We start from the raw sequence: 25,044 nt of genomic DNA, 5'->3' as shown, positions 1-25,044 counted from the left end.
TTGACGCGCGCCATCCAAGAGCATAAGTGCTCTGAACGGTTGCGCCGCGGCGATCGCCCCGATCTGGACTGCCCCTGTAGGTACCCCGGGCGATTCCGTCAATAATTTGTCGGCCGAACAAGAAGCACAAGTCAGGAGACGCCGCCCTCCATGCCCGAGGTCATTTTTCCAGGACCCGAAGGTCGCCTTGAAGGCCGCTACCACCCTCAAAAGGAAAAAGACGCCCCCATCGCCATCGTGCTGCACCCGCATCCGCAGTTCGGCGGGACGATGAACAACAAGGTCGTCTACAACCTGCATTACGCCTTCTACAACATGGGCTTTACCGTCCTGCGGTTCAACTTCCGCGGTGTTGGCCGAAGCCAGGGCGAATATGACCAGGGGATCGGTGAGCTTTCGGATGCCGCTTCGGCGCTCGACTATCTTCAGTCGATGAACAACAATTCCAAGCATTGCTGGGTCGCGGGGTTCTCCTTCGGCGCCTGGATCGGCATGCAGCTGCTGATGCGCCGGCCCGAGATCACGGGCTTCATCTCGGTCTCGCCCCCGGCGAACATGTACGATTTCTCGTTCCTGGCGCCCTGCCCCTCTTCGGGCCTGATCATCAACGGCACCGCCGACCGCGTGGCGCCGCCCGCCGACACGACCTCTCTCGTCGGCAAGCTGCACGAGCAGAAGGGAATCACGATCACCCATACCGAGGTCGAAGGCGCGGATCACTTCTTCAAGGAGCCGCACATGGACACGCTGATGACCAACGTGACCGATTACGTGAAGCGGCGCCTGACCGAGACCACGCGCTGATGTCCGACACGCTCGTCCGCCTTGCCTCGCAGCTGGCCGATGACGTGGTGGCCGCGATGGATGAAATGGGCGACGAGCGGTTCTTTACCGAGGTCGCGCAGGTCATTTCGGCCTCCTCCCAGTCGCTGGAGGAGGCCTTTCTCACCGAGGTGCGTATCCGCCTGACCGAGAAGCAGGCGCGCGCATTCCTCGAACGGCGCCTCGCCGAATACCGCGCGGCGCGCCCGACCCCGCCACGGGGCTAGGGCCGGGCCTGCGGTTCCGTCGCACGGCGACAGGCCGGTTGCGCTGACCCTCTTTACACCCGCGTCCGGATCCCGGTGCGTTGCGCCGAGGCGCCGGCCAGCACCCGCGCGCTGTCTGTCCCTCTCAGTCCGCCCTGCGTCCCGCTCATGTTACAGCGGCATCACCATGACGTGGCGGCCGTCCCCAGCCCTTGCCCACGTCGGCCCCGGGACCCACCTTCAGGCAGCACGCCAAACGGGAGAGCCCTGCCATGCCCAGCGAACGTATCACCTTTGCCGGCCATGATGGCAGCGAGCTCAGCGCCCGGCTCGACCTGCCGGAGGGACCGGTGCGCGCCACGGCGCTGATGGCCCATTGCTTCACCTGCTCCAAGGACATTCCCGCCGCGCGCCGGATCTCGGGCCAGCTGGCGTCGATGGGCTTTGCGGTGCTGCGCTTCGATTTCACCGGACTTGGCCATTCCGGCGGGGAATTCGCCAACACCTCCTTCAGCTCCAACGTCGATGATCTTGTCCTGGCCGCCGAATATCTGGCGGGCCGGGATATGGCGCCGTCCCTGCTGATCGGTCATTCCCTTGGCGGTGCCGCGGTGATCCGCGCCCGCGCGCGCATTCCCTCCACACGCGCCGTCGCCACGCTGGGGGCGCCGTCCGATCCCTCGCATGTGCTCGAGAACTTCTCCGGCGCGCTCGACCGGATCCGGGCGGACGGCAAGGCCGAGGTCGAGCTGGGCGGGCGCCCCGTCACCATCGGGCAGGGCTTCGTCGAGGATGTCGCGCAGGCGCGGCTGGACGAGGCGTTGCACGATCTTCACGCCGCGCTGCTGATCCTGCATGCGCCGCGCGACGCGGTGGTGGGGATTGCGAATGCCAGCCATCTCTTCGCCGCCGCACTGCATCCCAAGAGCTTCGTCACGCTGGACGACGCCGACCACCTGATCTCGGACCCGGCGGATGCGGAATACGCCGCGGGAATCATCGCCGCATGGGCTGCCCGCTACATCGATCTCGCGCCCCCGCCTGCGCCGCCCGGCGCGCCCGAAGGCGTGGTGCGCGTGGCCGAAGCCGATCCGGACGGCTTTCTGCAGGATGTCTCCTGGGGGGGCGATCACCACATGCTGGCGGATGAACCCGAGGCCTATGGCGGCACCGATCGCGGACCGTCCCCTTACGGGCTGGTGGCGGCGGGGCTGGGCGCCTGCACCGCGATGACGATCCGCATGTATGCCCGGCGCAAGGGCTGGCCGCTGGACCATGTCAGCGTGGATGTCACACATGACAAGGTGCACCGCCAGGATGCCGAGGCCGACACGGACGACAGCGCCTCGAAGGGTGCGAAGATCGACCGCTTCATCCGCAAGGTCCGGCTGGAGGGTGATCTGGACAGCGAACAGCGTACCCGGCTGATGGAGATCGCCGACAAGTGCCCCGTGCACCGCACCCTCGAACAGGGCGCTGACATCGAGACGCGGGTCGCCTGATGTCCCGTCATGGGCCAGCGGCGCCACCGCTGCGCCCTCTCCACCCCGCGCGCGGCTGATCTCCGCGCGTTCGGGGCGCATCATCCGCCACGGGCGGAACGGTCCTTCCGGGTGGCCCGCTGGCAGCCACGCGCCCAAGGAAAAAGGGCGCGGAGATTTCCCCGCGCCCGTCGAAATGGATCCTGGAATGGCTCAGCCGCGCAGCTTGGCCACCAGCTTCCAGGCGCCCGGCACGATCATCGCGGCCAGGGCCAGCTTGATCGCGTCGCCGATCAGGAAGGGCGTCAGGCCCCATTGCAGGATCGGCTGGTCCCAGCCGTAGAGCGTGCCCAGCCAGAACAGGCCCGGAACGTAGATCAGCACGTTGCCCGCCAGCAGCGCCAGGGCCATTTTGCCGGCCGAGCGGTCCCAGCCGCGCTGCGCCAGGTATCCAAGCGCCACGGTGGCCAGCACGTAGCCCACCAGGTAGCCGCCGGTGCCGCCCATCATGTAGGTCAGGCCCGCAGCGTCGGCCGAGGAGCCGGCGAAGACATCGAAGCCGAGCGCGCCGATCAGGAGGTAGCCTAGGATCGTCGCCAGGCCCAGCCGCGCGCCATAGGCGGCACCGATGGTCAGCACGGCGAAGGTGCCCATGGTGATCGGCACGGGCCACATCGGCACGCGGATCTTGGCCGCCACGGCCAGCAGGGCGATCCCTGCGATGACAAGGGCCACCTGGCTGACGCGGCGCGCGGCCCCGCTCTGCGGGGTCACCAGCGCGGCCAGGGTGGGCGCGGATGCGGCATGAGACATTGATTAATCCTCTGGTCCTGTTCTCGGTATCCGCTTTGATGCCCGAGCGCCGCGACCGTCGCAAGCGTCATCTCGCACCCGCAGCATGGCCGCGTCGTCACACGCGCCGGTAGTCCGAGACCATTCGGTAGGACTTGCGCGGCCCCGACACCTCCCAGGTGGTGCGGAACCGCGGCCAGTCGGAGAAATCGTAGAGCACGCGGTAGTGATCCGGGTCGCACCAATGCTCGGCCGGCCCGCCAACCGGCGGCACCTGATGGAAGAATCGGCCGTCGGCGAAGAACACCGACAGGTCCGGCGCCCAAAGATAGCGGCGCTCGGCGGCAAAGCGCCCCTGCCCCGAGACCTCCAGCTGCCCGGTCTCGACGCAGAGCAGCGGGGCGTCTTCGCTGCGCGCGTCAGCGCCGCCCTCGGGACGCCATTCGGCAAAACCCTCGAACCGGGCCGGCGGACCCAGGGCGTCCGTGATCTCCCGCTCCAGCCGCCAGCGTCCGAGGAAATCCTCCAGGCAGCGCGCTTTGATCCTGTCCATCACCGTCCCGTTCACCCGGCCTGAACCTGCAGCGCGATCGCGCCGGCATAGACCAGCAGCATGCAGACAGATTCCGTCCCGATCCTGAAGGGCCCCTGCTTCTCGCGCAGGATCAGGCCCAGAACCATGATCCCCGTCATCAGCAGCCCCACGCCCAGCCAAAAGACATCGCCCTTGCCGATCGCATGGTAGAGCGAGCCGTCACGATAGGCGAAATCGGACAGGCTGAGGAAGAGCACATCGAAGGTATTGCCGCCGATGATGCCGCCCACCGCCAGCTGGATCGCGCCCCGGCGCACCGCGGCAATCGTCGTCACCAGCTCGGGCAGCGAGGTCACCACCGCCGTCATCAGCGCGCCCACCACGGTCTGCGACATGCCCAGCCGCTCGCTCAGCGCCGCGCCGGAGCGGGCAATGACGAAACCGGCGAGGCCGAGCAGAACCACCATCACCGAGAACCGCAGCAGCAGCCCGGTCAGGCTCGCGCGCTTGTGGGTCTCATCCGGCACGTCCTCCCGCGTCTCGCGGGTGCGCACCGGCTTCCACATCGGCTCTTCGTGGACCCGGCGGGAGGTCAGGACGCCCACGCAATAGAGTGCGACCAGCACGACCGAGACCGGGTGGATCTGCCACACCGCCAGCTCGGGCGAGAGCCAGGCCAGCAGCGGCAGCGTCAGCATAACCATCAGCAGCGCGCCCTGGAACAGCGTCGTCGCCTCCGCCGCGCTGTGTTCGAGGTTGGCCTTGCGGTGGACCACGTCGGCCAGCGCGAGGAAGGCCGTCTGTGCCGCAATCCCGCCGATCCCGTTGGAAAAAGCCAGCGAGGCCGAGCCGTCCAGCGCCGAGGTCACCGAGACCACCGTGCCCGATAGCGATGTCGCCACGCCCAGCAGCACGCCGCCAACCAGCGCCTCTCCCAGACCGGTGCGGTCGGCCAGCCGGTCGGCCACGTCCGTCAGCCGTGTGCCGAGAATGAGAATGACCAGCGTCGCGGCGGCGAAACACCCCGCCACGCCGAGTGTCGAGAAAGATTGTATGATCAAGCTGCCGTCCCTGCTGTCGTTCGCGCTTCTTGCCGTGGCAGGGAAAGCAGTCTAGTAGCCGCCGCAACCCTCCGAAAGACGAAAAGGCCCGCCGATGATCCCGCGCTATTCCCGTCCCGACATGGTTTCAATCTGGTCGCCGGAGACAAAGTTCCGCATCTGGTTCGAAATCGAAGCCCATGCCTGCGATGCCATGGCCGAGATCGGCGTGATCCCCAAGGCCAATGCCGAGGCCGTGTGGAAAGCCAAGGATGTCGAATTCGACATAGACCGCATCGACGAGATCGAGCGCGAGACCAAGCATGACGTCATCGCCTTCCTGACCCACCTGGCCGAACACGTGGGCAGCGACGAGGCGCGGTTCGTCCACCAGGGCATGACCTCGTCGGACGTGCTGGACACCTGCTTCAACGTGCAGCTCACCCGCGCCGCCGATATCCTGATTGCCGATATCGAAGGCCTGCTCGCCGCGCTGAAGAAACGCGCCTACGAGCACAAGGATACCATTCGCATCGGCCGCAGCCATGGCATCCATGCCGAGCCCACCACCATGGGCCTGACCTTCGCCCGCTTCTACGCCGAGATGGACCGCAACCTCTCCCGCATGCGCGACGCGCGGGCCGAGATCGCCACCGGCGCGATCTCGGGTGCGGTCGGCACCTTCGCCAATATCGACCCGGCGGTCGAGGAGCATGTCTGCGAGCAGCTGGGCCTGGTGCCCGAGCCGATCTCGACCCAGGTGATCCCGCGCGACCGTCACGCGGCCTTCTTCGCGACGCTGGGTGTCATCGCCTCGTCCCTGGAAAACATCGCCATCGAAATCCGCCACATGCAGCGCACCGAGGTGCTGGAAGCGGCCGAGTTCTTCTCGATGGGGCAGAAGGGGTCTTCGGCCATGCCGCACAAGAAGAACCCTGTGCTGACCGAGAACCTGACCGGTCTCGCGCGGCTGGTGCGCATGGCGGTGGTCCCGGCGATGGAGAACGTGGCCCTCTGGCATGAACGCGACATCTCGCATTCCTCGGTGGAGCGCAACATCGGCCCGGACAGCACGATCACGCTTGATTTCGCCCTGGCGCGCATGACCTCGGTGATCGAGAACCTGCTAGTCTATCCGCAGAACATGCTGGACAACATGAACAAGTTCCCGGGCCTCGTGATGTCCCAGCGGGTGCTGCTGGCCCTGACACAGGCCGGTGTCAGCCGCGAGGACGCCTATCGGCTGGTCCAGCGCAACGCGATGAAGGTCTGGGATCATCGCACCGACTTCCGCGAGGAGCTGCTGGCCGACGAGGAGGTGCGCGCGGCGCTCTCCGTCGAGGAGATCAACGAGAAGTTCGACCTTGGCTATCACACCAAGCATGTCGACACGATTTTCGCCCGCGTCTTCGGCGAGTGACGGCTTCGTGATGGCGATGCAAGGGCCCCGGCGTGCGCGCCGGGGCCTTTTTCTTTCGGGATTCGGACCTGATCTGCTACCGTGACGTCATCGAAACGGCCCCCAAGGAGGAACCCATGGCCTTGAAGACCGCTATCGTTACCCTTGCCCTCGCCACGCTTCCGGCACTGGCCTCGGCCGATTGTTCGTGGAGCCATCAGCAGGCGCAGTCCTGCGCTGCGGGCACGACCTGGGACGCTGAAACCCGGACCTGCGTGGAGCAGGTGAACAGCTGATCGCCAGTCCCTGGCAGGACGACCCTGGCCGCCCTTCCGGGGCGGCCTTGCCGGTTTTGGGCGGCGCCTGCGGCGTGGTTTTCGGGTTACGGGGTAACCTCACGCTTTCGTGATGAACCTCTTGCCCGTCTCGAACGACCCAGTGGCACAATCTGAACCACGGATCGCGGGCGACCGGCCCGCCTGCAGACTGATCGGAGACCCCCATGCGCCTTGCCCTCGGACTGACCGCCGCCCTTGTCCTTGCCCTGCCCGCCCCAGGCTTTGCCGCGGGATCCGGCGGCGACTCGACGCGACCGCCGAAGACGACGCAGACCACGAAGTCGTGCTTTTTCGGCCGCGTCTACGACCCGGCCACCAAGAAATGCGTGAAGGTGCGCAAGGACTCCGCGCTGGACCAGGATCTGCTGTATGGCGCCGTGCGCGAGCTGGCCTATGACGGACAATACGGCCGCGCCCAGGACATCCTGAAGGTGATGGACCAGGGCGACGACCGCGTCATGACCTACTGGGGCTTCACCCACCGCAAGATGGGCGACACGGCGCTGGCCGAGGCCTGGTACAGCCGCGCGCTGAACGCCAATCCCGACAACATCCTCGCGCGGTCCTACATGGGTCAGGGCTATGTCACCGAGGGCCGCACCGACGACGCCATCGCGCAATGGCGCGAGATCATGGCCCGTGGCGGCGAAGGCACATGGGCCGAAGCCTCGCTGCGCCGGGCGATCCGGTCGGGCATCACCTTCAACTACTGATCACAAACCCCTCAAATTTAGGGCTTTCTTTACATCTCTGCGCCTAAGCTCTGACCCAACAATACAGGCAAGAGCAGGCTATGCAGAACGAAGTTGGCTCACAGCTTCCGATGGCGATGGACTTCGGTTCATCGCCACTCGACACCCCGTCGTCGTCCTTTTCGCCGCTCTCCTCGGGCGGCGGCCGTGCCCAGCAACTCAACAGCGTGTCCAAGGCGGCGATCGTCGTACGGCTGCTGCTGAAGGAAGGCGCGGACCTCCCTCTCGAGCAGTTGCCGGAGGAGCTGCAGGCCAAGCTGGCCCAGCAGATGAGCCGGATGGGCCTGGTGGATCGCGATACGCTGGAAGAGGTGGTGCAGGAATTCGCCGAGCAGGTGGATGGCGTGGGGCTGCATTTCCCGCACGGGTTACATGCCGCGATCGAATCCCTGGATGGCCGGATCAGCGTCAAGACCGCCGACAAGCTGCGCAAGGCGGCCGGCATGCCGAAGTCCGGCGATCCCTGGCCGCGCCTGATGGAACGCTCCGAGGAAGAGCTGGCCGAGATCATGAAGGGCGAAAGCATCGAGGTGGCCGCGGTGCTGCTGTCGAAACTCTCGACCGAGAAGGCGGCGGGGCTGCTGGGGCAGCTGCCGGGGCCGCTGGCGCGCAAGATCACCCATGCCGTGTCGCTGACCCGCAATGTCACGCCCGAGGCGGTGCTGCGGATCGGCCAGTCGCTGGCCGAACAGTTCGACGACCAGCCCGACCTCGCCTTCGACGTGGGCCCCGACGAACGGCTGGGCGCCATCCTCAACCGCACGTCGGCCTCGGTCCGGGACGAGGTGCTGGGCGCGCTGGACGAGGTCGATCAGCCCTTCTGCACGCAGGTCAAGCGCCACATCTTCACCTTCGAACATATCCCCGACCGGATCGACCCGATGGACGTGCCGAAGATCATCCGCTCGGCCGATCAGCTGACGCTGGTCAGGGCGCTCGCCGGCTGCGAGGCGGCGGGCTACGGCGAGGTCGCGGAATTCATCTATCGCAACCTCTCCAACCGGATGTCCGACAACCTCAAGGAAGAGACGGTCGAGATCGGCACTGTCCGGCCCGAGGATGCCGAGGCCGCCATGCAGGCGGTGATCGAGGCGATCAACGGCGAGATCGAGAAGGGCGAGATCAAGCTTATCCCGCTCGACGGGCCGGACGTGCAGGTCGAGTAACCTCTCCGGCGCCTTCGCCGCCTGGACGCGAGGGGCGCAGCGGAGGACGCGGAACCGAAAGGTGATCCGCGTCCCGTGGCTGCCCCTGCCCCATGCTCCGCACAGGGCCGCGTGGCGCCACGGCCCATCCCTTCGCCCCCCGCACAGCACGGCGGGATCCCCTGCCATCCGCCCCGCCCGCATGGCGCGGCGGGATCCCCGGCCATCCGCCCCGCCCGCACGGCGCGGCGGGGTCCTCGGCAAAGCCGCATCGCCACCCCCAGGCCCTGGCCGGAAACCGACTGCCTGTCGATCTGTCCGGCGCAGCAAAGGCGCGGCCTTCTGGGGCCTCGGCGCCGTCGCGCGCTTTGCAAGTGTCTGTCTTCGCGGCGAAACCTGCGCGCGTTCCGGCCGCTTGGCGCCCTGCCGCCGCATGGGCGACCCGGCAGCGATGGACACGCCGCGCGCCTCAACCTAAGAGACAGCTTATGAAAATCCTCTTTCTCCGCCATCTCGCACCATGACCCAGATCACCATGACCGGGGCCGAGAACCGGGCCATCCTCTTCATGCTGGCGGCCATCCTTGCCTTTTCGGTCATGGATGCCACGGTCAAGGGGCTGGTGCCCGATGTCGGCGTCGTACCGGCGCTCTGGGCGCGCTACGCGGGGCAGATGCTGGTGGTGACGCTGTTCGTCGCGCCCCGCCTCGGCAGCGTCGTGCGCACCCGCCACCTGCCCACGCAGGTCCTGCGTTCGACCGTGCTGATGGGGGCGACCGGTTTCTTCTTCACCGGGGTCAGCCTGATCCCGCTGACCGAGGCGGTGGCGCTGATGTCGGTGAACCCGGTGCTGATCACGCTCGGCGCCGCGCTCTTTCTCGGAGAGAAGCTGGGCCCGCGCCGCATCGCCGGCATCACCATTGCCATCGTCGGCGCCCTTATCGTGATCCGCCCCGGCAGCGCCGTCTTCAGCCCCGCAGCCCTGCTGCCGCTGGCCGCCGCCTGCTGCTATTCCGCCTATGCGCTGCTGACCCGCAGCCTGGGCGCCGACGAGGATGTCTGGACCTCGCTCTTCTACACGGGCGTGGTCGGCACGCTGGTGCTGACCGCGATCATCCCCTTTGTCTGGGTCGGGCTCGACGCCTTCGACATCCTCCGGATGCTGCTGATCGCGGCGGCCGGCACCACCGGGCAGCTCTTCATGATCCGCGCCTTCACCGAGGGCGAGGCCGCGATGCTGGCGCCTTATGCCTATTGCGGGCTGGTGCTGTCCGCGGTCTGGGGGCTGGTCCTTTACAGCGAGGTTCCGGATCCCTGGACGATCGTCGGGGCCATCGTCATCTCGGGCGCGGGGCTGTATGTCTGGTATCGTGAGACCCGGCAGCGCCGGGGCCCCTGCCCGCCGCCGCCAAGCCTGCACGACTGACGCCCGCCGAGACGACGCAGATACAGACGCCAAGCCGGGCACCGGGGCCCATCGTCCCGATCCCCGGACAAGACCCGAGACCCGGCCCCACAAGGACCGCCCAATGACCGACCCAGTGACCCACCCAATGACCGGCGCCGCATGAGTGACACGACCGACGATCGCCCCTTCGCCAAACGCGCGGGGCAATACCTGACCAACCTTGCGCTGATGTCCGTCATCCGCCTGTCCGGGCTGTTGCCGTATCGCGCCCGCGTGCGGACCATCGGCTGGGTGACCTCGCGCATCATCGCGCCGCTCGCGGGCTTTCGCCGCCGCATCCGCGACAACCTGGCCCACACCATGCCCGGGCTCGACCGGGCCGAGGTCGAGCGCCTGGTCCGCGCGGTGCCCGACAACATGGGCCGCGCGCTGATCGAAACCTATTCCGGCCCCCCCTTCGTGGAGATCGCGCAGCAGGCCGAGGTCACCGGACCGGGGCTGGAGGTGCTGGCCAAAGCGCGGGACGAGGGCAAACCGGTGATCATCGTCACCGCGCATTTCGGCAATTACGACGCGGCGCGGGCCAGCCTGATCCACCACGGGTTCGAGGTGGGCGGCTTCTATCGTCCGCTCGACAACCCTTATGTGAACAAGCCCTATACCCGCGCGATCACCGCCATCGGCGAGCCGCTTTTTACCCAGAGCCGCAAGGGCATGGCGAACATGGTGCGGCACCTGAAAGCCGGCGGCGTGCTGGCGATCGTGGCCGACCGTCACGCCGTGGGCGGCGAGGTCATGCCCTTCTTCGGCAAGCCTGCCGCGACATCGCTGGTGACGGCGGAACTTGCCCTGCGGTTCGACGCGCCGCTGCTGCCGGTCTACGGGCTGCGCAAGCCCGACGGCATCCACTTCGAGATCGTCACCCAGGAGCCGATCCCGCATACCGACCCCGAGACGATGACGCGGGAGATCACCGAGCGGCTGGAAAGCTTCGTGCGCGAGCACATGGACCAGTGGTTCTGGATCCACCGGCGCTGGAAGGTCTGACGGGAAATCCGACGCGAAAGAGGTCTGGTTCGGCGGGCCCTTCGACCGGGCCTTGCGGCCCGGCTCAGTCCAGCGCGGCGGCGGCCACGATCGGGCCCGGTCCGTGTTCCTGCACAAGGATGACCGCCGGGCGGTCGCCGTCGATTTCGGCTTCGACGGTCAGGGGCGTCTTGCCGTCCCATTCGCCGATGGTTTCCCAACCGTCGACCACGTGCAGGTAGGTCATCGTGCGACCGGCGTTCTCACCCTTGGTGATGTCGATGGTGCGCGACTTGGTGTAGCGCACCAGCTGCAGAAGATAGGTGCCGTCCAGCCCCTCGCCCAGCGGCAGCAGCCCGATCTTCAGCAGGTTCCCGTCCCGTTCGACCATGACCTCGGCCAGGCGGTCTTCGGTGGCATGGGCGACGATCAGGTCGGCCAGTTCCATCGCCCGGGCGCCGACAACCTGGTCGGTGCCGTTCACGATCATCTGCGGCGTGTAGACCATGTTGCGCCCCGAAACATGGGCATAGGCCTTCTGCCGCTTTGTATAGTCGGGGCTGGCGAAGCGGTCCTTCCAGCCGATGTAATCCCAGTAATCCACGTGCAGCGACAGGGCGATCACGTGGTCCTTGCGGATCAGCTTTTCCATCAGCGCATCCGCCGGCGGACAGGAAGAACACCCCTGCGATGTGAAGAGCTCGACCACCACCGTCTTTTCCCCGGCACGCAACGTGGCTGCACAGCCAAGTGCAGCTGTCAGGGCGATGGCGAATAGCAGCTTCATCCAGGGTCCTTTCTGCTTGAAAACATGGATCTGTTTATGAGCAGGATGGGTGAAACGCCAATCACCCTTTCGAGATTGTCGCACCCTGTGACATCGAGGTTTGTGTACAATGGCATACAAAAATTGCCGCACCCGCACGGTTTGCTGTTGAACGCGAGACCGCTCGGGGGCATAGAGCCATCAGCAACATCCCCATTCCTTTGATCTGAGGGAGGCCACCCATGCCCATCACCGTAGGACAGGACACCGCCAAGACCCGCCGCACGCTCAGCGTCGGCGATCAGAGCGTTGCCTATTATTCGATCCCGGCCGCAACCGAGGCCGGTCTCGGCGACTTCTCCAAGCTGCCCGCAGCGCTGAAGGTCGTTCTCGAGAACATGCTGCGGTTCGAGGATGGCAAGACCGTCTCGGTCGACGACATCAAGGCCTTCGCCGAATGGGCGACCCTTGGCGGCAAGAACCCGCGCGAGATCGCCTACCGCCCCGCCCGCGTCCTGATGCAGGATTTCACCGGCGTTCCGGCCGTTGTGGACCTCGCTGCGATGCGCGACGGGATCGTGAACCTCGGCGGTGATCCCGAGAAGATCAACCCGCTGAACCCCGTCGACCTGGTCATCGACCACTCGGTCATGATCGACGAGTTCGGCAACCCGCGCGCGTTCCAGATGAACGTGGACCGCGAATACGAACGCAACATGGAGCGCTACGTCTTCCTCAAGTGGGGTCAGAAGGCGTTCAACAACTTCCGCGTTGTCCCGCCCGGAACCGGCATCTGCCACCAGGTGAACCTGGAATACCTCGCCCAGACCGTCTGGACCGACAAGGACCAGGCCGGTGAGGAAGTCGCCTATCCCGACACGCTCGTGGGCACCGACAGCCACACCACCATGGTCAACGGCGCGGCCGTCCTGGGCTGGGGCGTCGGCGGGATCGAGGCCGAGGCCGCGATGCTGGGCCAGCCGATCTCGATGCTGATCCCCGAAGTCGTGGGTTTCAAGCTGACCGGCGCGATGATGGAAGGCACCACCGGCACCGACCTGGTGCTGAAGGTCGTCGAGATGCTGCGCGAAAAGGGCGTTGTCGGCAAGTTCGTCGAATTCTACGGCACCGGCCTCGACAACCTGCCGCTGGCCGACCGGGCCACGATCGCCAACATGGCCCCCGAATACGGCGCCACCTGCGGCTTCTTCCCGATCGACGCGGAAACCATCCGCTACCTGCGCGGCACCGGCCGCGACGAGGCGCGCGTGCAGCTGGTCGAAGCCTATGCCAAGGAAAACGGCTTCTGGCGGACCCCGGATTACGATCCGGTCTACACCGACACGCTTGAGCTGGACATGGGCACCATCGTGCCGGCCATCTCGGGCCCCAAGCGTCCGCAGGATTACATCGCGCTCGACAGCGCCTCGACCGCGTTCGGCAAGTTCATCGCCGGCCTGCGCGAGGGCAAGGATGCCAGCGCCAATGCCGAGGTCCGCTGGGAAGGTGAAGGCGGCGCGCCCGAGCCGCGCGACATCCCCGGCGACGACGGTCACCACCAGAAGGGCTGGTACACCGACGAAGACGGCCAGTCGCACCAGTTGCACGACGGCTCGATCGTGATCGCCTCGATCACCTCGTGCACCAACACGTCGAACCCCTACGTGATGATCGGCGCCGGTCTCGTGGCCCGCAAGGCCGCCGAGAAGGGCCTGACGCGCAAGCCCTGGGTCAAGACCTCGCTCGCACCGGGCTCGCAGGTGGTCTCCGCCTATCTCGAGGCCGCGGACCTGCAGAAGGACCTGGATGCCATCGGCTTCAACCTGGTCGGCTACGGTTGCACCACCTGCATCGGCAACTCCGGCCCGCTGGAAGAGCCGATCTCTAAGGCGATCAACGATTACGACCTGGTCGCGACCTCGGTGCTTTCGGGCAACCGCAACTTCGAGGGCCGGATCAGCCCGGACGTGCGCGCCAACTACCTGGCCTCGCCGCCGCTCGTGGTGGCCTATGCGCTGGTGGGCGACATGAATGTCGACATCTCCAGCCAGCCGCTGGGCAATGACAAGGACGGCAACCCGGTGTACCTCAAGGACATCTGGCCGACCCAGAAGGAGATCGCCGACCTGGTCGAAAAGACCGTGACGCGCGAAGCCTTCCAGTCGAAATACGCCGACGTCTTCAAGGGCGACGAGAAGTGGCAGGCGGTGGAAACCACCGACAACCAGACCTATGACTGGCCGGCCGCCTCGACCTATGTCCAGAACCCGCCCTACTTCCAGGGCATGACCATGGACACCAAGAAGATCGAGAACATCGAGGGCGCCCATGTCCTGGCGCTGCTGGGCGACATGATCACCACCGACCACATCTCGCCCGCCGGCTCCTTCAAGGAGACCACCCCGGCCGGCAAGTACCTGATCGAACGCCAGGTGTCCCCGCGGGAGTTCAACTCTTACGGGTCGCGCCGTGGCAACCACGAGATCATGATGCGCGGCACCTTCGCCAACATCCGCATCAAGAACGAGATGCTGGACGGCGTCGAGGGCGGGTACACCAAGGGCCCCGATGGCGAGCAGACCTCGATCTACGATGCCTCGATGGCCTGGCAGGAGAAGGGCGTGCCGCTTGTCATCTTCGGGGGCGAGCAATACGGCGCCGGTTCTTCGCGGGACTGGGCGGCCAAGGGCACGGCGCTGCTGGGCGTCAAGGCCGTGATCGCCGAGAGCTTCGAGCGGATCCACCGGTCGAACCTGGTCGGCATGGGCGTCATCCCGTTCGAGTTCACCGGCGGTGACACCCGCAAGTCGCTGGGCCTGACCGGCGAAGAGGTCGTGTCGATCCACGGGCTCGACGATATCTCGCCGCTGGCCGAGGTGCCCTGCACGATCGCCTTCCCCGACGGGACCGAGAAGACGATTACCCTGAAGTGCCGGATCGATACGGCCGTGGAGATCGAGTACATCGAGAACGGCGGCGTGCTGCACTACGTGCTGCGGAACCTGGCCAAGGAGCCGATGGCGGCCGAGTGATCGCCGACGGACCGGAATTATGGGGAAAGGGCGCCGCGAGGCGCCCTTTTCCTTTGCGGTGTCCCACGCGTGGGACACCTGCGCCGTGTAATGAAATCAATAGCTTGAATCGTCGAATTAACCTTCTGTCAAGGTATGGCCCAGCCGGGCCAGCCCCGCGCAGCGGCCCTGGCTGCAGGTCAGGCCGCCAGCTCCAGCCGGTCCTCGGCATCGGCCCAGACCTGGCTGGGATGCGCCGCGCAGCGCGCGACCCAGTCGCGGATCGCAGGGCGGTCGGGGATCCAGTCGGGCGCCCAGAGATAGGGCGAGGCCACCATCAGATCCGCCGCCGAGAAATCCTCGCCCAGCAGCCAGGGACCCTTGGCCAGCGCGGCGTCGAGCCGGTCGGCGATTTCCGATCCGCCGCGATAGGTCGCCTGCACCACCGGATCCTCGCCGCGCCCGCTGGCAAGCGCCACGTAAAACGGCTCCTGCACCCCCGAGGCATAGCTGAGCCACATCAGGTAGGCGCCGCGCTGGGGGTCGTTCGGGCCCCGGCCCAGGGGGCTGTCGAAGCGATCCGTCAGGTAAAGCATGATGGCGCTGGTTTCGGTCATCAGCCCATGTCCGGTGTCAAGCGCGGGCACCTTGCCCTCGGGATGTGGATTGGCGGGTTCGCGCCGGCCGGTGCCGTCCGCGTGCCGGATCTCGACCCGGCGGATCCGAACGTCGGTCTCGTGCCCCATCGCATGGAGGAGCGCCTTGACCCGGGTGGCGCGGCTTCGGGGGGAATAGTAGAGCGTGAGCATCTGCGACTGTCCTTGGGTTCGGGCCGCATCCCGTGCGGCCGGTAAAGAGACGTGGTGGGATGCCCGACAGGTAACAGACAGCTGCTGACAGGGTCCTGTCAGCATGGCGCCGGGCGCGTGGAAAAACCCTCAACCGCTATGGCCGAGCTTTGCCGAGGGGCGCGTCGTGTCGATCCCCCGGGGCCGGTGCAGTGCTGGACATCGCCGCCGTGCCGTGGCGATAAGTGGCGGACGCACCAGGACGCAGACATGTGGTTCACCGCCTTCGACATCATCGGCACCGTGGCCTTCGCCTATTCCGGCTTTGTCGCGGGGGCGCGGCGGCAGCTTGACCTGCTGGGCGTGGTGATCGTGGCCTTCCTGACCGCCTCGGCCGGGGGCGCGCTGAGCCAGGTGCTGCTGGGAGAGGTGCCGCGGATCCTGACCGACCGGCTGGCCAGCGGGCTGATCTTCGGCACCGTTCTGGTCGGACTTGCCCTGCACTGGACCGGGATTCGCCGGGTCGAACGGCGATGGACCTTCGTGACCGCCGATGCCATCGGGCTGGCGGCCTTCGCGATGACCGGCGCGACACTGGCGCTGTCGCACGGGCTGGCCTTCTTCGGCACGACGCTGCTGGCCTTCCTGACCGCCGTGGGTGGCGGGCTGCTGCGCGACAGCCTGATCGGAGACATTCCCGTGGTGCTGCGGTCGGGTTTCTACGGGATCATCGCGGTCTTCGTGGGCATGGCTGTCTATGCCTGCGACCGGCTGGCCATCGCGCCGGACATCGCGCCGCCCGCGATCTTCATCGGCGCGGTGGTGCTGCGGCTGATCGCCCATGCACGGGGCTGGTCGCTGCCCGTGCTCACCCTGCCGGACGACTGAAAGGAAAGCCTCATGGAGCGTGTTGCCCTGATCACCGGAGGCGCGCGCGGCATCGGCCGCGCCATCGTCGAAACGCTGGCCCGCGAGTATCGCATTGCCTTCACCTGGTCCACGACGGAGCCGGAGGCGCATCCCGACCGGCTGGCGATCCGCGCGGATTTCACCGATCCGCAGGCGGCGGAGCGCGTGGTGCGGGATGTGATCGCGCATTACGGGCGGCTGGACGTGATCGTCAACAATGCCGGTGTCGTCGCGCCCACCCCGAAGGAGAGTGCCACGGCGGAGGAGCACCGGCGTATTCTCGAGGTCAATTACATGGCGCCTGCCGCGCTGCTGAGTGCCGCGCTGCCGCACCTGGAGCGGGGCGCGGCGGTGGTCTCGATTTCTTCGGTGAACGCGGTGCTGCCGCCGCGCGATGCGGTGACCTACGGGGCGTCGAAGGCGGCGCTGAACCTTTGGACCCGGGCCATGGCGAAGGAGCTGGGTCCGTCCGGCATCCGGGTCAACGCCGTGGCCCCCGGTGCGATCGAACTGCCCGAGGCGCCGCGCACGGACGACCTGGTGGCGCAATTCGTCGAGATGACGGCGCTGGGGCGTCCCGGCGTGCCCGAGGATATCGCGCGGGCCGTGCGCTTTCTTGCTTCCGAGGAGGCCGGGTTCATCACCGGGGAGATCCTGACGGTCAGCGGCGGTTACCGGCTTTAACCGGCGAGCTGTTCCTCGGTCAGCAGTTCGATGGTTTCGGGGTCGAGGTCCTGCACGCCCTGCAGCGTCAGCACCTCCTGCCCGTTCAGCAGCACCTGGGTAAGGTCGTTGTCGGAGTCGACGGAGAGACTGAGTTCCGGTGCCTGGTCGTCGAACTCGGCCGGGTCGTAGTAGATGGCGAGCGATTCCGTGGCGGTGTCGTAATCCTCGATCACCGCCGGTTCCGGCTCCTCGCCCACGACCACGAGGCCGAAGGCATCCTCGCCCTCGCCGCCCGAGGCGCTGTCGCCCGAGGACATGATGAGCACGTCGTCGCCGGTGCCGCCCGACAGGCTTTCGGCCCCGCCACGGGAGAAATCGGCGTTCTCGTCGAGGCGGTCGGAGATCAGGAGGTCATTGCCCGCCCCGCCGTCCAGCGTGTCGGTGCCAGCGCCGCCGGTGAGCGTGTCATCGACCTCGCCGCCCAGCAGCCGGTCGTCGCCCGCGTTGCCGTCGAGCCTGTCGTCGCCCGAGCCGCCGTCGAGCAGATCCGCGCCTTCGCCGCCGAAGAGCGCATCGTCGCCGGCCTCGCCCGAGACCTCGTCGTCGCCCGCATCGGCAAAGACCGTGTCATCGCCCGACCCGCCCGAGAAGACGTCGTCGCCCGGGGTCAGCGCCACGGTTTCGTCCGGATCGGCGGGCTCGACGAAGATGTCCTCGTCCTCGTCGTCGTCGCCGCCCCACCAGTCGAACGGGTCGAGGAAGAGCCCGAAGGCCAGCGCGGTCAGCGCGACGTTGCCGATCATCGCAAGCGTGTAGGAATCCAAGGTCGCGGCCCCATGTCCGAAATCTGCACCGGCAAGGATAGCGCGACGCCGGGCGGGATGTGCGGGCAATGCGATTGCGGCGGGCTGGTCGCCGGATCCGCGCGGCGGGCGCGATGCAATCCCGGGATCGCGGCGGAATTGTTGAGCCGGCGGGAACGACCGGCGGGGCGCCGCCCGTGTTACTCGGCGGCGGCGCGGGCCAGGGCGGGGCGCAGCTTGTCCGCGATGGCGCGCTCGGTCAGCGGGCCGGCAAAGCGCAGGATGACCTCGCCCTCGCCGTCGATCACGTAGGTTTCGGGCACGCCGTAAAGGCCCCAGTCCAGCCCCATTCGGCCCGAATTGTCGGCGCCGATGGCGGTATAGGGATCGCCCAGCTCGGCCAGGAAGCCGAGCGCGTTGGCGGGCTCGTCCTTGTAGTTCACGCCGTAGATGGTCAGGCCTTCGTCCTTGAGCGCTTCGAGGTTGGGATGTTCGACCCGGCAGGGCGCGCACCAGCTGGCCCAGAAGTTCACGAGCTTGACCTCGCCGTCGCGCAGGTCGGCGTCGGTGAAGGAGGGCTTGTCGCCCAGTTGGGTCAGGACCACGGGCGGCGCGCCCGCGCCTTCGCGGGCCGAGGGCAGCGCATCGGGGTCCTCGCGGAACATGCCGATGCCGAAGGTCACGACCAAGGCGGCGAAGATCGCCGGCGGGGCGATCATCAGGGGGGAGATCTTAGCCATCGCGGCGGATCCTCTCTTCGACCTGTTTCAGCTCTGCCCGCACCCGGCGCCCGCGCCAGACCGACAGGACGACAAGTGCGATCAGCACCACGATGGAGACCGCGTAGGCCGACAGCACCGTGTCGGCGTATTTGCCCAGATCCGGCATCATGCGGCCGCCGCCCGTTCGCGGGCCATCAGCGCCCGCATGCGGCGCGCGCGAATCTCGGTCCCGGTGCGGTAGAGCACCAGCGCCACGAAGAGCAGCACGAAACCGGCGATGGCCACGAGCAGCGGGAAGTAGAAGACATCGGCCACGTTTTCCTCCTTGTCCAGCGACAGCGAGGCGCCCTGGTGCAGGCCCTGGTTCCAGAAGTTGACGGCATAGCGGCTGAGAATGGCGAAGATCGAGCCCACGATGCACAGGACCGAGGTGAGATCGGCCGCGGTGTCGGGATCCTCGATCGCGGCCCAGAGCGCGACATAGCCCAGGTAGAACAGGAACAGGATCAGGAAGGAGGTCAGGCGCGGATCCCAGGCCCACCAGGTGCCCCACATGGGCTGGCCCCAGATCGCGCCGGTCATCAGGGCGATCAGCGTCATGGCGATGCCCACGGGTGCTGCGGCGCGGGCGGCCAGCGCGCTGACATGGTGGCGCCGGATCAGCCAGATCAAAGAGGCCACCAGCATCATCAGCCAGGCGTTGATCGCCATCAGGGCCGAGGGCACGTGCAGGTAGATGATCTTGACCGTCGATCCCTGCCGGTAATCGTCGGGCGTGAAGAAAAAGCCCCAGATCAGCCCCACCACGAGGCACAGCAGCGCCGTGCCCCAGAGATACGGCTGAACCGCCTCGGAGGTGCGGAGGAACTTCTTCGGATTGGCGTATTCCCAGAGCGACATGGTGGCTATCTAGTCCTCCCTTTGACCCGGCACAATCACCGGAGGTTAACGCAAATTGACGCGCAGCGCCGCGGCGGCGGCGAAGGGCAGGATCGCAAAGCTGCCGGCGGTGATCCCGGCCAGCAGCAGAAGCGGCGGCAAGGCTTCGAGCCCGGTGGCCCCGCGCCGCGCGGCCTCGGCCCCGAAGATCAGGGTCGGCACGTAAAGCGGCAGGACGAGAAGCGACAGCAGCAGGCCGCCCCGCTTCAAGCCGACGGTCAGGGCCGCACCGAAGGCACCGATGATGCTGAGCGCGGGCGTGCCCAGGGCAAGCGAGGCGACGAGCCAGGAGAAGCCCTGGGGGTCGAGGTTCAGCAGCACGCCGAGGATCGGTGCGGCCAGCACCAGCGGCAGGCCGGTGGTCAGCCAGTGGGCCAGCGCCTTGATCGCCAGCGTCGCCTCAAGCGGAAGGGGCGCCGTGGCCAGCAGGTCCAGCGTGCCGTCCTCCCAGTCCAGCGCCAGCATCCGGTCGAGCGAAAGCAGACAGGCCAGCAGCGCGCCAAGCCAGAGGATGCCGGGGGCGATGGTCGTCAGAAGCTGCGATTGCGGGCCGACGCTGAAGGGCACGAGGATGGTGATGATCAGGAAGAACGCCAGCCCAAGGCCAAAGCCGCCACCGGCGCGGAAGGCCAGCCGGATGTCGCGGACCAGAAGTGCGATCACAGGAAGGCCTCGTCAAAGGCGTCGTCGGAGGCCAGCGCGCGCGGTATCGCCCGGAACGGCGTCAGGTCCAGCACCCGCGCCTGCAGGCCAAGGTCGATATGGGTGGCGATCAGGGCTGACCCGCCCTGCCCCAGATGTCCGCGCACCGCACCCGCGAAAAGCGCCACGGCATCGGTGTCCAGCGACACGGTCGGCTCGTCCAGCACCCAGATCGGCCGCCCTGTGACCAGCAGCCGCGCCAGCCCCAGCCGCCGCTTCTGCCCGGCCGACAGGGTGCCGGCGGGCCGATCCGCCAGTGCGCCCAGGCTGTAGGCCGAGATCGCGGGCGCGATATCGGGCTGGCCGAAGATGCTGGCCCAGAAGGCCAGGTTCTCGGTCACCGTCAGCGTGGGTTTCAGACCGTCGGCGTGACCGGCATAGGCGATGGTCTCGTCGGCGCCCTCGATCTGTCCCGACAGCGGCGGCTGCAGACCGGCGATGGTGCGCAGGAGCGTCGTCTTGCCGATCCCGTTGGGCCCGCGCAGGATCAGCGCCTCGCCCGGGGCCAGGGACAGGTTCACATGGTCGAGCACGGGCACTCCGCCGCGGGCAATCGAAAGATCGGTCAGGCCAAGCGTCATGAAGATCGATTACCGTATCCCGACCGGGCGCAAAAGAGCGGTGACGCCGGGCGCCTTGGTTTCGGATGAATATGGCTGCGCGACGGCCCTGGGACCGATGGGCGCGGTCCCTTTGCCCTGGCCTCCGGTCCGGGGCTCAGACCGGCAGCAGCGCGACCGCCACGCGCCGGCCCTCGGACAGCAGCACGTTGTAGGTGCGCGCCGCCGCCGGAGAGGTCATCGCCTCGACCCCGATGCCGGCCTCGTCCATCTCTGCGCGCAGGTCCTTTGGCAGGTGCGCCACCTCGGCCCCGGTGCCGACAAAGATCACGTCGACCTCGGACTTCAGCGCCAGAAGCGCCGCGCTGTCCGCGTAGCCGCCCCAGCTTGCGGTGCCCGCAGGCCCGGTCAGCACGGCGCCGGACCAGACCTGGCCGCCGATGCGGAAGAAGCCGGGACCGTAGCCTTCGATCGGGTCGGACTCGTTGAATTCGATCTCGTTGAGCCGCATGGTTTCACTCCCAGATCCTGAGCGCCGACAGGGCCGACGCGGTGATGATGATATAGGCCACGGCGCGGTAGCCACGTTCGAACTCCGGGCGGAACAGCCAGGCGCCGAAAAGGTTGCCCAGCACGTTCGGCAGCGCCAGCACAAGCCCGGTCAGCACCGGCGCCGCGACAAGGACGCCCTTCACCGCCAGCACGGCCCCCAGCAGCAGGTCATAGCCGAAGAGATAGATCATCGTGGAGGCCCGGACCACCCCCGCCGGGTTCGGACTGGCCATGTAGAGAAGGATGACCGGCGGCCCGGCCAGCCCCGACACCCCGCCCAGCAACCCGGAGGCCCCGCCCGTGCCCAGGACAAGCCCCGGCCCCAGCCGCCCCTGGTACCGCAGGCCCAGCACCAGGCAGGCGACCATGGCGAGCGCGACGACACCGACCGTGGTGCGAAAGACCTCGGGCGCGACATATCCCAGCGCCAACAGCCCCAGCGGCAGGCAGATCGCCGATCCGGCCATCAGCCGCGCGAGGTCGGCCCGGTCGGCCATGGGCCAGGCGCGGGCCACGTTGGGCAGCGTGCCCAGCAGGTCCATCACGAGAATGACGGTCAGCACCTCGAACGGGCCGAGGATCTGCGCCGCGACGGGCGCGAAGATCAGCGCCGTGCCGAAACCGGCAAAGCCGCGGACGGTGCCCGCGACCAGCGCCGCGCCGATCAGCCAGCCGAGCCCGGGTTGCCCCAGGACCTCGGCCAGCAGGTCAGGCATCGATATTGGCGAACTGGTTTCCGGCGGAATTGTCGGGCTTGGACCAGTCGCGCTTGACCCCCAGCCACAGCAGGATGGTCGAGGCCACGAAGACCGAGGAATAGGTGCCCACGATCACGCCCCAGATCATCGCGAAGACGAACCCGCGGATCACGTCGCCGCCCAGCACGAAAAGCGAGATCAGCGCCAGCAGCGTGGTCAGCGAGGTCATCACCGTCCGGCTCAGCGTCTCGTTGATCGACAGGTTCAGCACCTCTTTCAGCTCGCGCGTCTTGTACTTGCGCAGGTTTTCCCGGACCCGGTCGAAGACCACCACGGTGTCGTTGAGCGAATAGCCGACGATGGTCAGAAGCGCGGCGATGATCGCCAGGTCGAACCGGATCTGCAGTTCCGAGAACACGCCGATCGTCAGTACCACGTCGTGGATCAGCGCGATCACGGCGCCAAGCGCGAATTGCCATTCGAAGCGCAGCCAGATGTAGACCAGGACGGCCCCGATCGCGAGCACGATGGCCAGGATCGCGGTCTGGATCAGCTCTCCCGAGACCTTGGGCCCGACGCTTTCGACCTGGATGAACTGGATGTCCGGGGCGACGGTGGCCAGCTCGGTCTGGATCGCCTCGATGGTGTCGGCGGGCAGCGCCTCGCCGCCCTCCTGGGCCTGGATGCGGATCATCGCCACGTGCTGGTCGTCGTCGAAGGACGGATCGAAGACCTCGGTGATCGAGATGTCGCCCAGCTCCAGCGGGGCCAGAACGTCGCGGTAGGCGCCGACATCGACCGGGGACGATGCCTCGGTCCGGATCGTGGTGCCGCCCATGAAATCGATGCCGAAGTTCAGCCCCCGCGCCCCGAAGGACACCAGCGCAAGCAGGATCATGAAGGCCGAGATGCCCAGCCACATCTTCCACTTGGTGAAGAAGTCGAAATTCGTCTCGTCGGGTATCAGTCGCAGGCGCATGATCAGACCTCGATCGTCTTGGGACGGCGGCGTTCGAACCACATCACGATCAGCAGCCGCGTCACGTAGATCGCGGTGAAGACCGAGGTGAGAATGCCGAGCCCCAGCGTGATGGCAAAGCCGCGCACCGGGCCGGAGCCCATGGCAAAGAGGATCACGGCCGTGATGAAGGTGGTGATGTTGGCGTCCAGGATGGCCGAGAGCGCCTTTTCATAGCCCAGCTCGATCGCGCGCGACGGGCCCCGGGCGGTCTTCAGCTCTTCGCGGATGCGTTCGAAGATCAGCACGTTGGCGTCCACCGCCATGCCGACCGTCAACACGATGCCGGCGATGCCCGGCAGGGTCAGCGTGGCCCCGATCAGCGACAGAAGCCCGAAGATCATCACGATGTTGATGATCAGCGCGACGTTCGCGAACAGCCCGAAGAGCCCGTAGCTGAGCGCCATGAAGACCAGCACCGCGACGAAGGCCACGATGGTCGCCAGCTTGCCGGCGTCGATGCTGTCCTGACCCAGTTCGGGACCGATGGTGCGTTCCTCGAGGAACTCCAGCTCGGCCGGCAGGGCGCCTGCGCGCAGCAGGACGGCAAGGTTGGTGCTTTCCTCGATGGTGAAATCGCCGGTGATGATGCCCGAGCCGCCGGCGATATGGGCCTGGATGACGGGGGCCGAGATCACCTCGTCGTCGAGGACGATGGCGAAGGGCGAGCCGATGTTGTCGCGGGTGTAATCGCCGAACTTGCGCCCGCCATGGGCGTTGAAGGTGAAGTTCACCGCCGGGCGCCCGTTCTGGTCGAAGGAGGGCTGCGCGTCGGTCAGCTCTTCGCCGGTGACGACGGGGGCCGCTTCGATGGTGTAGTACAGCCCCTCCTGGTCGAGGGCCGGGACCACCTTGTTGCCGACGCCGGCGGAGGCATTGGCGTCGGTGCCGCGCGACACGACAGGGTTGAAGGTCAGCTGCGCGGTGGTGCCGATGATGTCCTTGAGTTCCGAGGCCGAGCCGATGCCGGGCACCTGGATCAGGATCCGGTCGGCGCCCTGGCGCTGGATCGTGGGCTCGCGTGTGCCGACCTCGTCGATCCGTCTGCGCACGATTTCAAGGGCCTGGCGCACGGTGCGGTCGTCCGAGGCCATCTTTTCCGCATCCGACAGGGTGACGATGATCTGATCCCCGTCCGAGCTGACGTCGAGATCCTGCGCCCCCACCCCGGTCGCCGAGGTGACCGGCCGCGACAGGCCGCGCACCACGGTGATGGCGCGGCTCATGCCGTCTGGGTTCGAGATCGCCACGCGCAGTTCGGTGGGATCGGAGGGCATCTTGCGTATCGTGCCGACGGTGTCACGCTCGGGGCGCAGCGCGTCGCGGACTTCGGGCCAGAGCGCCTCCATCCGCGAGGCATAGACGTCGTCGACCTTGACCTCGGCCAGCAGATGCGCGCCGCCGCGCAGGTCGAGACCGAGGTTGACCAGCGACGAAGGCAGCCAGTCTGGCCAGAGCGAGAGATCTGCGGCGGTCTCGGGCGTGGTCAGCCCGTTTTCGATCGCCTGGGCGGCATCATTGTGCAGCTCGACCCGTGTGTAGAAGGCGTTGGGCAGCGCCAGCCACAGGCCCACCGCACAGGTGAGCCAGATCAGCACCCGTTTCCATAGCTCGATCTGCAGCATGAGAGCCCCTGCCTGTTGCGTCGTTGGTCCGAGTTAAAGTGTTGGCGCGGCTTATTCTTTTGCCGGCTCGGTCTTGCTCAGGACCTGGGCGATGGTGGATTTGACGACGCGCACGCGCACGCCTTCGGCCAGTTCGACCTCGATCTCGCTGTCGTCCTTGACCTTGGACACCTTGCCGATCAGGCCGCCCTGCGTGACCACCTGGTCGCCCCGGCGCAGCGCCTCGACCATCGCCTTGTGCTGCTTCACCTTCTGCTGCTGCGGGCGGATCAGCAGGAAATACATGATCGCGAAGATCAGGATGAGCGGAAGGAACTGGGCGATTGCGCTTTCCATGGAGG

At 67.1% G+C, this 25,044-nt stretch carries 28 protein-coding genes; 12 read left to right on the top strand and 16 right to left on the bottom strand.

Annotation, left to right across the window (positions count from 1 at the left end):
- Positions 1-150: 150 nt before the first annotated feature.
- The 3 genes from ATO3_RS00570 to ATO3_RS00560 all read left to right on the top strand — a co-directional run bounded on the left by ATO3_RS00570 (position 151) and on the right by ATO3_RS00560 (position 2,530).
- Positions 151-804 (top strand): alpha/beta hydrolase, encoded by a 654-nt coding sequence (locus ATO3_RS00570; protein WP_088647857.1) that lies wholly within the window; start codon positions 151-153, stop codon positions 802-804.
- Complete coding sequence (locus ATO3_RS00565) at positions 804-1,049, top strand: hypothetical protein (protein ID WP_088647856.1); 246 nt, start codon at positions 804-806, stop codon at positions 1,047-1,049. The genes ATO3_RS00570 and ATO3_RS00565 overlap by 1 nt, the downstream gene beginning before the upstream one ends.
- A gap of 251 nt (positions 1,050-1,300) precedes the next feature.
- Complete coding sequence (locus tag ATO3_RS00560; RefSeq protein WP_088647855.1) at positions 1,301-2,530, top strand: bifunctional alpha/beta hydrolase/OsmC family protein; 1,230 nt, start codon at positions 1,301-1,303, stop codon at positions 2,528-2,530.
- Between the two features lie 192 nt (positions 2,531-2,722).
- On the opposite strand, the gene ATO3_RS00555 is transcribed toward ATO3_RS00560, so the two are convergent.
- The 3 genes from ATO3_RS00555 to ATO3_RS00545 form a co-directional block, all read right to left on the bottom strand.
- On the bottom strand, positions 2,723-3,322 hold the full coding sequence (locus ATO3_RS00555; RefSeq protein WP_088647854.1) for a biotin transporter BioY: 600 nt from the start codon (positions 3,320-3,322) through the stop codon (positions 2,723-2,725).
- Positions 3,323-3,419: 97 nt separating this feature from the next.
- On the bottom strand, positions 3,420-3,854 hold the full coding sequence (locus ATO3_RS00550; protein ID WP_088647853.1) for a DUF6314 family protein: 435 nt from the start codon (positions 3,852-3,854) through the stop codon (positions 3,420-3,422).
- Positions 3,855-3,865: 11 nt separating this feature from the next.
- Entirely contained in the window at positions 3,866-4,897 is a 1,032-nt protein-coding gene (locus ATO3_RS00545; protein WP_332888684.1) for a sodium:calcium antiporter, read from the bottom strand.
- A gap of 94 nt (positions 4,898-4,991) precedes the next feature.
- Between ATO3_RS00545 and purB the strand changes: the two genes are divergently transcribed.
- The 6 genes from purB to ATO3_RS00515 all read left to right on the top strand — a co-directional run bounded on the left by purB (position 4,992) and on the right by ATO3_RS00515 (position 10,965).
- Complete coding sequence (gene purB / locus ATO3_RS00540) at positions 4,992-6,296, top strand: adenylosuccinate lyase (protein WP_088647852.1); 1,305 nt, start codon at positions 4,992-4,994, stop codon at positions 6,294-6,296.
- 116 nt (positions 6,297-6,412) lie between these two features.
- Positions 6,413-6,571 (top strand): chitin-binding domain-containing protein, encoded by a 159-nt coding sequence (locus tag ATO3_RS00535; RefSeq protein ID WP_143747197.1) that lies wholly within the window; start codon positions 6,413-6,415, stop codon positions 6,569-6,571.
- 206 nt (positions 6,572-6,777) lie between these two features.
- Complete coding sequence (locus ATO3_RS00530) at positions 6,778-7,326, top strand: tetratricopeptide repeat protein (protein WP_088647850.1); 549 nt, start codon at positions 6,778-6,780, stop codon at positions 7,324-7,326.
- A gap of 80 nt (positions 7,327-7,406) precedes the next feature.
- Complete coding sequence (locus ATO3_RS00525) at positions 7,407-8,531, top strand: flagellar motor switch protein FliG (protein WP_088647849.1); 1,125 nt, start codon at positions 7,407-7,409, stop codon at positions 8,529-8,531.
- Positions 8,532-9,030: 499 nt separating this feature from the next.
- Positions 9,031-9,936 carry a DMT family transporter gene (locus tag ATO3_RS00520; RefSeq protein WP_088647848.1) on the top strand — a complete coding sequence of 302 codons (906 nt, stop codon included), beginning with the start codon at positions 9,031-9,033 and terminating at the stop codon, positions 9,934-9,936.
- Positions 9,937-10,077: 141 nt separating this feature from the next.
- Positions 10,078-10,965: a lysophospholipid acyltransferase family protein gene (locus ATO3_RS00515; RefSeq protein ID WP_088647847.1), complete on the top strand. Its 888-nt coding sequence runs from the start codon at positions 10,078-10,080 to the stop codon at positions 10,963-10,965.
- Positions 10,966-11,029: 64 nt separating this feature from the next.
- On the opposite strand, the gene ATO3_RS00510 is transcribed toward ATO3_RS00515, so the two are convergent.
- Complete coding sequence (locus tag ATO3_RS00510; RefSeq protein WP_088647846.1) at positions 11,030-11,731, bottom strand: DUF1223 domain-containing protein; 702 nt, start codon at positions 11,729-11,731, stop codon at positions 11,030-11,032.
- Positions 11,732-11,952: 221 nt separating this feature from the next.
- Here ATO3_RS00510 and acnA point away from each other — a divergent pair, with 221 nt between their 5' ends.
- Entirely contained in the window at positions 11,953-14,742 is a 2,790-nt protein-coding gene (gene acnA, locus ATO3_RS00505; RefSeq protein WP_088647845.1) for an aconitate hydratase AcnA, read from the top strand.
- Positions 14,743-14,921: 179 nt separating this feature from the next.
- Here the strand turns inward: acnA and ATO3_RS00500 are convergent, their stop codons facing one another.
- Positions 14,922-15,530, bottom strand: a complete 609-nt coding sequence (locus ATO3_RS00500) for a glutathione S-transferase family protein (RefSeq protein WP_088647844.1) — start codon at positions 15,528-15,530, stop codon at positions 14,922-14,924.
- 249 nt (positions 15,531-15,779) lie between these two features.
- Here ATO3_RS00500 and ATO3_RS00495 point away from each other — a divergent pair, with 249 nt between their 5' ends.
- Together ATO3_RS00495 and ATO3_RS00490 are read left to right on the top strand one after the other, a co-directional pair.
- The gene (locus ATO3_RS00495) at positions 15,780-16,397 is read left to right on the top strand and encodes a trimeric intracellular cation channel family protein (RefSeq protein WP_158217878.1); all 618 of its coding nucleotides are present in this window, start codon (positions 15,780-15,782) and stop codon (positions 16,395-16,397) included.
- 12 nt (positions 16,398-16,409) lie between these two features.
- Positions 16,410-17,102 (top strand): SDR family NAD(P)-dependent oxidoreductase, encoded by a 693-nt coding sequence (locus ATO3_RS00490; RefSeq protein ID WP_088647842.1) that lies wholly within the window; start codon positions 16,410-16,412, stop codon positions 17,100-17,102.
- On the opposite strand, the gene ATO3_RS00485 is transcribed toward ATO3_RS00490, so the two are convergent.
- The 11 genes from ATO3_RS00485 to yajC all read right to left on the bottom strand — a co-directional run bounded on the left by ATO3_RS00485 (position 17,099) and on the right by yajC (position 25,039).
- Complete coding sequence (locus ATO3_RS00485; RefSeq protein WP_088647841.1) at positions 17,099-17,908, bottom strand: calcium-binding protein; 810 nt, start codon at positions 17,906-17,908, stop codon at positions 17,099-17,101. The genes ATO3_RS00490 and ATO3_RS00485 overlap by 4 nt on opposite strands.
- A 179-nt stretch (positions 17,909-18,087) precedes the next feature.
- Positions 18,088-18,627: a DsbE family thiol:disulfide interchange protein gene (locus tag ATO3_RS00480; protein ID WP_088647840.1), complete on the bottom strand. Its 540-nt coding sequence runs from the start codon at positions 18,625-18,627 to the stop codon at positions 18,088-18,090.
- Complete coding sequence (ccmD, locus tag ATO3_RS00475; RefSeq protein ID WP_198963181.1) at positions 18,620-18,778, bottom strand: heme exporter protein CcmD; 159 nt, start codon at positions 18,776-18,778, stop codon at positions 18,620-18,622. The genes ATO3_RS00480 and ccmD overlap by 8 nt, the downstream gene beginning before the upstream one ends.
- Positions 18,775-19,509 (bottom strand): heme ABC transporter permease, encoded by a 735-nt coding sequence (locus ATO3_RS00470; protein WP_088647839.1) that lies wholly within the window; start codon positions 19,507-19,509, stop codon positions 18,775-18,777. The genes ccmD and ATO3_RS00470 overlap by 4 nt, the downstream gene beginning before the upstream one ends.
- Before the next feature lie 45 nt (positions 19,510-19,554).
- Positions 19,555-20,211 carry a heme exporter protein CcmB gene (gene ccmB, locus ATO3_RS00465; protein WP_088647838.1) on the bottom strand — a complete coding sequence of 219 codons (657 nt, stop codon included), beginning with the start codon at positions 20,209-20,211 and terminating at the stop codon, positions 19,555-19,557.
- Entirely contained in the window at positions 20,208-20,831 is a 624-nt protein-coding gene (gene ccmA / locus ATO3_RS00460) for a heme ABC exporter ATP-binding protein CcmA (protein WP_088647837.1), read from the bottom strand. The genes ccmB and ccmA overlap by 4 nt, the downstream gene beginning before the upstream one ends.
- Positions 20,832-20,967: 136 nt before the next feature.
- On the bottom strand, positions 20,968-21,321 hold the full coding sequence (locus ATO3_RS00455; protein ID WP_088647836.1) for an Mth938-like domain-containing protein: 354 nt from the start codon (positions 21,319-21,321) through the stop codon (positions 20,968-20,970).
- 4 nt (positions 21,322-21,325) lie between these two features.
- Entirely contained in the window at positions 21,326-22,078 is a 753-nt protein-coding gene (locus ATO3_RS00450) for a sulfite exporter TauE/SafE family protein (protein ID WP_088647835.1), read from the bottom strand.
- On the bottom strand, positions 22,071-23,039 hold the full coding sequence (secF, locus tag ATO3_RS00445; RefSeq protein WP_088647834.1) for a protein translocase subunit SecF: 969 nt from the start codon (positions 23,037-23,039) through the stop codon (positions 22,071-22,073). Before secF ends, ATO3_RS00450 begins: the two co-directional genes overlap by 8 nt.
- A 2-nt stretch (positions 23,040-23,041) precedes the next feature.
- Positions 23,042-24,703: a protein translocase subunit SecD gene (secD, locus tag ATO3_RS00440; RefSeq protein ID WP_088647833.1), complete on the bottom strand. Its 1,662-nt coding sequence runs from the start codon at positions 24,701-24,703 to the stop codon at positions 23,042-23,044.
- Positions 24,704-24,754: 51 nt separating this feature from the next.
- The gene (gene yajC, locus ATO3_RS00435) at positions 24,755-25,039 is read right to left on the bottom strand and encodes a preprotein translocase subunit YajC (protein ID WP_088647832.1); all 285 of its coding nucleotides are present in this window, start codon (positions 25,037-25,039) and stop codon (positions 24,755-24,757) included.
- Positions 25,040-25,044: the final 5 nt, after the last annotated feature.

The sequence above is a fragment of the Marinibacterium profundimaris genome (genome assembly GCF_002210095.1).
Classification (GTDB): domain Bacteria; phylum Pseudomonadota; class Alphaproteobacteria; order Rhodobacterales; family Rhodobacteraceae; genus Marinibacterium; species Marinibacterium profundimaris.
The sequence above is the reverse complement of the archived record's forward strand: the minus strand, read 5'-3'. Positions and strand labels throughout refer to the sequence as shown.